Annotated in this window: 9 protein-coding genes (1 of these 9 running past the window's edge); 7 read left to right on the top strand and 2 right to left on the bottom strand. The window is 35.7% G+C overall.

Translation table 11 applies throughout. The annotated features are described in order from the left end of the window. The first annotated feature begins 27 nt into the window (after positions 1-27). The 4 genes from EDM02_RS01055 to EDM02_RS01040 all read left to right on the top strand — a co-directional run bounded on the left by EDM02_RS01055 (position 28) and on the right by EDM02_RS01040 (position 3,071). Positions 28-447: an MATE family efflux transporter gene (locus EDM02_RS01055; protein WP_123662388.1), complete on the top strand. Its 420-nt coding sequence runs from the start codon at positions 28-30 to the stop codon at positions 445-447. Between the two features lie 4 nt (positions 448-451). Continuing rightward, a complete protein-coding gene (locus EDM02_RS01050; protein WP_123662386.1) occupies positions 452-1,348 on the top strand; it encodes an MATE family efflux transporter in 897 nt (298 codons plus the stop codon). A 199-nt stretch (positions 1,349-1,547) separates the two neighbouring features. Further along, entirely contained in the window at positions 1,548-2,297 is a 750-nt protein-coding gene (locus tag EDM02_RS01045) for an MlaE family ABC transporter permease (RefSeq protein WP_260214929.1), read from the top strand. Between the two features lie 21 nt (positions 2,298-2,318). Next, positions 2,319-3,071, top strand: a complete 753-nt coding sequence (locus tag EDM02_RS01040) for an ABC transporter ATP-binding protein (protein ID WP_123662377.1) — start codon at positions 2,319-2,321, stop codon at positions 3,069-3,071. Positions 3,072-3,128: 57 nt separating this feature from the next. On the opposite strand, the gene EDM02_RS01035 is transcribed toward EDM02_RS01040, so the two are convergent. Both EDM02_RS01035 and EDM02_RS05900 read right to left on the bottom strand, forming a co-directional pair. Further along, complete coding sequence (locus tag EDM02_RS01035; RefSeq protein ID WP_123662374.1) at positions 3,129-3,944, bottom strand: glycogen/starch synthase; 816 nt, start codon at positions 3,942-3,944, stop codon at positions 3,129-3,131. A 665-nt stretch (positions 3,945-4,609) separates the two neighbouring features. Then, positions 4,610-4,807 carry a S16 family serine protease gene (locus tag EDM02_RS05900; RefSeq protein WP_260214940.1) on the bottom strand — a complete coding sequence of 66 codons (198 nt, stop codon included), beginning with the start codon at positions 4,805-4,807 and terminating at the stop codon, positions 4,610-4,612. Between the two features lie 76 nt (positions 4,808-4,883). Here EDM02_RS05900 and EDM02_RS01025 point away from each other — a divergent pair, with 76 nt between their 5' ends. From EDM02_RS01025 to EDM02_RS01015, 3 genes are all read left to right on the top strand, one after another. Then, positions 4,884-5,912 (top strand): Npt1/Npt2 family nucleotide transporter, encoded by a 1,029-nt coding sequence (locus EDM02_RS01025; protein ID WP_260214931.1) that lies wholly within the window; start codon positions 4,884-4,886, stop codon positions 5,910-5,912. Between the two features lie 616 nt (positions 5,913-6,528). Then, entirely contained in the window at positions 6,529-7,710 is a 1,182-nt protein-coding gene (locus tag EDM02_RS01020; protein ID WP_123662381.1) for an FtsW/RodA/SpoVE family cell cycle protein, read from the top strand. 680 nt (positions 7,711-8,390) lie between these two features. Continuing rightward, on the top strand, positions 8,391-8,806 hold the start of the coding sequence (locus EDM02_RS01015) for an MATE family efflux transporter (protein ID WP_123662379.1). The gene runs 910 nt beyond the window's last position; 416 of the gene's 1,326 nt are visible here — the first part of the coding sequence; its start codon is at positions 8,391-8,393; the stop codon falls past the right edge of the window.

The raw sequence follows: 8,806 nt of genomic DNA, 5'->3' as shown, positions 1-8,806 counted from the left end.
GTCAACATTTTTAAGTAAATTTTTAATATGTCACCGCGTTTTCCATCTATTGATAGAACTCTGGTTGTAGAGTATATTATGCGTAGCTATCCCATCGTCTTTAGTACATTAAATGTCCTTGCACTTGAAGCGGTTAATACGATTATGATAAGTAGAATGGGTATGCCTCATGTTGCTTCTGCTGTGTTTGCAAACACATTATTTAACATTTTTAAAAAAATTAATTCAGGCATTTCCGTTAGCGTCTCTCTATTGGTTGCCCGTGCAGATCGTGAAAAAAACTATAGACGGGTTACAAATATTTTAAAACATGCCCTCTTACTCAATACGTTTTTTGCGCTCACTTTTTTTGTTATTTTAATTGGACTCTCTTGTTATATGGAGACTTATATGAAATTTGCCAGCCAATCTCCGGAAATATTCCCTTTGGGCCGTCCTTATTTNTAATAATATGGTCAGACGCTATCTGGAAGGAATCTCTTATGGGACAATTGGATTATTATTAGGATTTTTTACCTTAATTACAAATGTAATATTTAACTTTTTATTAATTTATGGAAAATGTGGTTTCCCTGCTCTTGAATTGCAGGGAGCTGGAATGGCTATGGTTTGTGCTGAGACGCTTACGGCAATAGCTGGTATACTGTATTTAGTATGTATTTTACGCCCAAAAGGCTATCTAATGTCTTTCAAATTTGATCAAATATCATGGCGATATTTTAAGGAAATATTGTGGGTAGGCTGGCCAGCTGGAATTCAGTTTGGAATAGAGGGCGCTTATCTGTTTTTTATTGCGATGGTAGTAGGTTGTATTGGTGTAGAAGCGCAAGCAGCTCATGCCATTTTATTTAATCTTTGCCAGTTAATTACTATTTTTGCCGTTGGTTTAGGGCTTTCTGGGTCTATGCTGGTGGCGCAAGAACGCGGTACTCAAAATGGCTTATTAGTAAGAAAAATAGCGCTTGCAGCATGTGATATGATTACGGTTTTTTCGATAATAATTGGGCTAACCTTTTTGACTATTAGCCCTTACATTATTTCTTTTTACAAGCCTGTCCATATTGTAAAGTGTTTGGTAAGTTTTTTGATTAAGCATCTATGTATTTTCCAATTATTTTATGGTGTATGTTATTGGGGCAATAGTGTACTACGTGGTTTAGATGATAGAGCATTTCCATTTGTATTTAATCTGATTACACAATTTATAAGTGCAATTATTTGTTATATTCTGGTTATAAGATATCATTGGGGTATAAGCGGCGTTTGGTTAACTTTGATATTTGAACGTATGTTGCTAGGTCTGCTCTTGTTTTTCCGATTTGAAAATAAAACAAAAAAATCTGCTTAGAAATGTAGAATACTCCATTATAGAACTATCGTTTGCGTTCTTAACTATATTTTCTATGTAAAAATAATAAAAATGTGCAATTTTTAATTTATAAAGCTTAAATTTATGGTTAAATATGACAAGTATCTATATTTGAGGTTATTTTACCTACAATAAGGGATAGGATTGCTGTATTTAATGTAAATGAAACCTTCATTATATGCTTATGGTAAAAGAATTAGGAGAATATTTGCTTTTTTTAGCTGCCATGTTTGAAAATCCTGTGCCATTTCGTATGTTTTTGTCTCGTGTTTCTAAAGAATGTATGCAAGTGGGGGTTGATTCTCTGTTTATTGTTTGCGTTATTTCAATTTTCATGGGAGGAGCTACTTGTATTCAGCTTGTTTCACAGCTAGATAATCCATTATTGGAAAAAAGTTTTATAGGACTTGCTGTTCGAAATATGACGGTTTCTGAGTTAGCTCCAACGGTAATCGGTATTGTTTTTGCGGGCAAAATAGGTTCTAGTATGGCTAGTGAATTGGGTTCTATGCGCATTAGTGAACAGATAGATGCATTGGAGATTATGGGCGTAAATGCTAATAACTATTTGGTTTTACCTAAAATTCTTGCTTCTGTGTTTATGTATCCACTTCTGATTATTATTGCTATGTTTCTTTCTATTTATGGCGGATTCCTCACTTGTAAATTTCTTACTTCAGTCCCTCCGCAAGCTTACATAGAGGGGCTCAGAAAAATGTTTGATCCCTATGTTATCCATGTAGCACTTTATAAAGCATTGGTTTATGGATGGCTTACCTCCTCTATTGCGTGCTACAAAGGGTCACATACAAGGGGAGGGGCTTTAAATGTAGGAAAATCCAGTACAGATGCTGTTACCAATAGTTGTATTGCTATACTTATAGCAGATGTACTTTTGGTTTATGTTTTACTGGGTTCTGGTATTTAATGCTCGTTTAATTTATGCACTATGATTTCTTTTGAAAATATTTCAAAGTCTTTTAATAATAAAGCTATTCTAGATAGTGTTAGTGGTGCATTTCAAGCTGGTCAAATGAGCCTGGTAATAGGTGCCAGTGGCACTGGGAAAAGTCTTTTAATCAAATGCTTGATTGGTTTAATTATGCCTGATCAAGGCAATTCTCTTTTTGATGGGCGCGATTTAGTCTATGGAGATAAGCCACTACAAACTGAAATAAGAAGGGAAATGGGGATGCTCTTTCAAGGGGGGGCTTTGTTTGACTCTAAGAACATAGAAGAAAATGTTCGCTTTCCATTAGATATCTTAACCACTATGAGTCTAGGGGAGAAACAAGATCGGGTCAATGCGTGTTTAACGCAAGTAGGGTTGCCTAATGTTCAGCGTAAAATGCCCAATGAGTTGAGTGGGGGTATGAAGAAGAGAGCGGGGATAGCTAGGGCTATTGTAAACCATCCTAAATACCTATTTTGTGATGAGCCTAATTCAGGATTAGATCCCCAAACGGCCCTGAAAATCGATGAATTAATTGCTGAAGTGACCTCTACCTACCAAACCACTACAGTAGTAGTAACGCATGATATGAATACTATTTTATCATTAGGTGATTTTATTTTATTCTTACACCAGGGTAAAAAATTATGGGAAGGGAGCTCTAAGGATATTTTACATACCAGTCTAACGGAATTACAAGATTTTCTATTTGTTGGGAAATTTAAAGAACTTTTATCTCCTTCGAATTAAAGCAATTGTTAAAGGTTTCTAGCCAGGGATGTGAATAGGTACAATAATCTCTGATTATTAAAAAGTTAGGTCAGGGCACATGAGATGTGCGTACATTTTAAAATGATGCTCGTTATACAGATCGTCGTTTTCAACCAAAGGCAGATCTTGCCCAGTAAATAAGTCTTTAAATTCAGTTGCATCAAGCTTTTCTCCACGAACTACTATATCAGAATAGTGCATAGCCAACTGAATAATATTGCGAAAACTTCCAGAAGCCAAAAAAGCGGTATCTTCATTTGCCACACCTATCTTTGCTACTTTTTCCGCTAAAAATGGAAAATGATGTGAGAATGTATTGTTATAAATAGTAGAAATGAGCTTAGCTTTTGTAAAAAGAGGATGGTTCTTGTATAATTTTTTCCAAAAAAGAGGTATTAAGCTTGTGATCCAATCATGACAATGTACAATGTCTGCTTCCCATTCAAGCTTTTTGAGACTTTCCATTACAGCTGTGCAGAAAAAAATCATACGTAAGTCATTATCTTCAAAAAAGTTATTATATGCATCTTTAAATACCGCTTTTCTATTTCCAAATAGATCATCATTACCTATAAAATAAACTTGTAAACGCGTATTGGGTATAGTGCTTACTTTGACAGAAATAGCATACTGTACTTCATGTATCGAAACAATAGTGCCTGATAAACGTAATACTTCATGCAATCTATTCATCCGGTCATTAATAATACCAAACTTAGGTACTATAATCCGTACATCCATCTGTCTATTTTGCATGGCTTCCGGTAATTTTCGTACACAATTTGACACAAGGGAGGTTTCTAGAAAAGGAGCGATCTCACTTGCAACGTATAGTATCCTTTGTAGAGACATAATTGAAGAATAATAGAAGGTACTGTTGAAGAGTTGTATTAAACATACAGACGTTAATAACGCTAAGGCCTAATTTAATCAATTTTTATCTTCTTTAAAAGAAATTTCATTTTCTGTATGATATTGAGTAGGATAATTTGAAAAGCTGGCTATGTTCCGTTTCGGGATTCAGCGTACTTGGGATCCCCATGATGTATGTATATACATCATGGGGGGAACTTGCATAGTGGGTACTATGCTGCGTGCGCTTCACCCTCGCGCGCCTTGCCAGCTTTCTAGTATCCGTTCAGTCGTGTGGCCAATTAAAAATAGCGTATCAGTCGTGTGGCCAATTAAAAATAGCGTATCAGTCGTGTGGCCAATTAAAAATAGCGTAATAATGTAAGTTTATAAAAAACGCGCCTTGAACAAAGCTGTGATTAGAAAATTTCAGTCTGAAAGCTATTAGAAAATCAATTTGTTTAAGCCCAAGGCTGCAAGCCTGGGCGAGTTTTGATTTTCAGCTTTCAGGCTGAAATTTTCAACAGCTTTGTTCACCAGCGCTTGATTTTTTTTGGCTACTTTTTTTGATCAAGCAAAAAAAGTAGCTTTAAAATAAGTAGTTTTAAAAAAAGTAGCTTTAAAATAAGTAGTTTTAAAAAAAATGGATAAAATCATTAATCATTTTAAGCTTCCCTATTTGTGCTCAGCAAACTACCATCCCAAACTTTTGCATCTGGTATCTTATCTTTTTGTATCGCCAAACGATAAACCTCATCTACCCGATCTACATAGTGGAATATTAAGTTATTGCGGTAGATTTCTTTAATTTCTTGCACATCCTTTTTATTTTTGCTACTTAGGATAATCTCTTTCATCCCCACACGTTTTGCCGCTAAAATTTTTTCTTTAATACCACCTACTGGCAGCACTTCTCCNATGATGGGGGAACTTTGGCCTATGATTATTTTTACCCTGTTATATTGGCAGTTGGCAAATAAAATAACTAAAACAGAGGACGCTGGTCGGTTTTACTTCTTTTCCAATCTATTTGGACAAACCAATCTACTTATTTCTGGTAGTATAATGATCTATTTTTCCCGTAGTGCACATTTTCTATTACCTTGGCTGGGTATACATAAAAGGGGGGTAGAGCTGACAATAGCTGCTTTTACGATAGTAGTGGTAGGGCTTGGCCTTTTAATCCTATTCTTACATAGATATATTGAAAAATATATTATGCATCGTCAAATGATACAAACAGAGACAGTTGGGCGAGCAAAATTGTCATTAGGCCTGCAGGAAAGTTTTAAGATGATCGTTCGGTCCAAATACTTAGGATTAATTTGCTTATTGATGATTTCTTACTCCATGGTCATTAACTTAACAGAAGCACTTTGGTTTCACTATACAAGCCTTTTTTATCAGCAAGACCTTTCTTGCTTTATTACTTTTCAAGGAAAAATCTTATTTTGGATAGGTATTTTTACCCTTATCTGCTCATTTTTGGGTACTACCGTTATGCGTAAATTGGGCTGGCTAGGCGCAGCACTTGTAACACCTATTATGACATTTGTAATAGGGGTAAGCTTCTTTATTTTTGTAGTAGCCAAACATTTCAATTTTTTATTAGAGACTATATATGGAATGCCTACTATAGGAATTATTGTAGCCGTCGGCGGCTTGCAAAATATATTGGCTAAAGGAGCCAAATACTGTTTTTTTGATGCAACCAAAGAGATGGTTTATATACCGTTAGATAACGAAAGGCAAACAAAAGGAAAAGCAGCGGTTGATATAGTAGGTGGAAAAATAGGAAAATTTTCTGGCTCTATTTTGCAAGTTATTTGTTATACTATTTTTTCTGGTTATACACCCGATCAGCTTTCTCCATTTTTAATGGGTATGTTTTTTTTAATTTGTATAATTTGGATTACCGCAACTTGTATGCTCTCAAAAGAATATCATAAGCTATTAATAAAATCGTAACCAGAACCATCCGCACAAAAAATAATTTTTTGTAAAATAATTTGTAACTTCAGGCGTATATAAATATATTGGTTACAACTGCTAATAAAAAGATTTCTAAAAGATAAAGATATAGTATCCGTTCAATGGAGTAGCCTATGTGTATCCGTGTTCGTACCAATTAAAAATAGTACAATAGCAAGATTATAAAAAACGTGCCTTGAACAAAGGGTATCCGTTCAGTGATGTGGCCTATGCGTATCCGTGTTCGTACCAGTTAAAAATAGTACAATAATACAAGATCATAAAAAACGCGCCTTAAAAACGCGCCTTGAACAAAGCTGTGAATAGAAAATTTCAGTCTGAAAGATAATAGAAAATCAGCCTGTTTGAGCCCAAGGCTGCAAGCCTGGGCGAGTTCTGATTTTCAGCTTTTAGACTGAAATTTTAACAGCTTTGTTCACCAGCGCTTGATTTTTTTTGGCTACTTTTTTTGATCAAGCAAAAAAAGTAGCTTTAAAAGAAATAGTTTTTTAAAAAATGGATAAAATCATCAATTATTAAATAGCCATTTACTGTAATCTATAAAATATGGCTGCCACGCAGGTAAACGGATACAAAAATATTATCTGTTTGTATGAAGCATTTGATTAAAGAAAAGCTAAAAGGAGATCCCATTATATGGGGAGTCGTTTTTGTATTATCTAGTCTAAGTATTCTAAGCGTTTATAGTGCTTCAAGTTCTTTAGCTTATAGGCAAATGCAGCATAATACCGAATATTATTTGCTTAGGCAGGTTATCCTGATAGGGGCAGGTTTATTTGCTATGTGGCTGGCACACCGTATTGATTACCGCTACTATGCCGTTATGGCTAATGCAGCGCTCTGGATGTCCATTCCATTGTTACTGATAACTTGGAAATATGGTCTAAAGTTAAATGCAGCTTCTCGTTGGCTTACCATTCCTTTCATCAACAAATCTTTTCAACCATCTGATTTAGCACAACTTGCTTTAATTATACGGCTTGCCCATATGCTCGCTAAACAACAAAAAAAAATTACTTGCTTTACTTTTGCCTGCTTGCCTATGCTGGCTTGGTCTGGCGTTATTAGTGGTTTAATTGCTTTAAGTAATTTTTCCGGCGCTATTCTATTATTTGGTACTTGTTTGGTATTAATGTACATCGGCAGAATCCCTATTAAATATTTGCTCTTTATCGTATGTTCTGGTACCCTAGTGGTAGGAAGCGCATTGATCTGGGGTCAACGGGGTGGGACAGCAGCTAAACGAATGGAAAGCTTTTTAAAAGGTAATCTCTCCTTCCAAGCGGAACAGTCCTATATTGCTATAGCAACGGGCGGGCTTATGGGTAAAGGACCTGGTAATAGTACCCAACGCAATTTCTTGCCCCATCCTTACTCTGACTTTATTTATGCCATCTTAATCGAAGAATATGGCCTTATAGGGGGTATATTGGTCCTAGCGCTTTATTTGATTTTGTTATATAGGGCTATGGCTTTACTGCCTACTGCCACTAACTACTATGAGGGGCTTTTAGCTATAGGAGTAAGTCTTTTGCTTGTATTTCAGTCTTTAATGAACATGGCTGTCGCGGTAGGGCTTGGTCCAGTTACAGGATTGCCACTGCCATTTGTAAGTATGGGTGGCACGTCGATTGTGTTTACAGGGATTGCCTTAGGTATACTATTAAGCATTAGTCAGGGCATAATCGACAAAGAGCTACTGGCTTTAAAGAAGGAAATTGCTGGTATTCGCTATAATAAGTATAAGAAAAATGCTACAAACAGTCAACTATAAGCATTACACTTAAAAGGTTACTTATCTTTTGAAGGTAAACTGTATCCGTTCAGTGGAGTGGCCTATCCGTATTCGTATTCGTAAACCATTAGCAATAGGTACGTATCCGTTCAGTGGTGTGACCTATACGTATCTGTGTTCACACCCATTAGAAATAGCGCAATAATACTAAATCGTAAAAAAGTATCCGTTCAGTGGAATGGCCTATGCCTATTTAGAAATAGCGCAATAATGTAAGTTTATAAAAAATGCGCCTTGAAAAAACTGTGGAAAGAAAAGAAAGGAAAAAATAAAAGAAAATCAGCTTGTCTGAGCCTACTCTTCGTCTTTGAAAAGCTGGCTGTGTTCCGCTTCGGGATTCAGCGTACTCACATAGTGAGTACTATGCTGCGTGCGCTTCACCCTCGCGCGCCTTGCCAGCTTTCCAAATCCATTGAGTAACCGTAGGAGCGAGATTTGATTTTCGGTTTTTTTCCTTTCTTTTCAGCAGTTTTTTCACCAGCGCTTGATTTTTTTTGGCTACTTTTTTTGATCAAGCAAAAAAAAGTAGCGTTAATTTCTGTAATCTATAAAATATGGTTGCCATGCAAGTGAACGGATACCCTGAGTTGCTTGGTTGTTTAGTATATAAATTGTATAAGAATTTATATAGGGTCAACATTTTTAAGTAAATTTTTAATATGTCACCGCGTTTTCCATCTATTGATAGAACTCTGGTTGTAGAGTATATTATGCGTAGCTATCCCATCGTCTTTAGTACATTAAATGTCCTTGCACTTGAAGCGGTTAATACGATTATGATAAGTAGAATGGGTATGCCTCATGTTGCTTCTGCTGTGTTTGCAAACACATTATTTAACATTTTTAAAAAAATTAATTCAGGCATTTCCGTTAGCGTCTCTCTATTGGTTGCCCGTGCAGATCGTGAAAAAAACTATAGACGGGTTACAAATATTTTAAAACATGCCCTCTTACTCAATACGTTTTTTGCGCTCACTTTTTTTGTTATTTTAATTGGACTCTCTTGTTATATGGAGACTTATATGAAATTTGCCAGCCAATCTCCGGAAATATTCCCTTTGGGCCGTCCTTATTT

It is taken from the genome of Candidatus Cardinium hertigii, from assembly GCF_003788695.1.
Note: the sequence above shows the minus strand (reverse complement) of the source record. Positions and strands in the feature narration are given on the sequence as shown.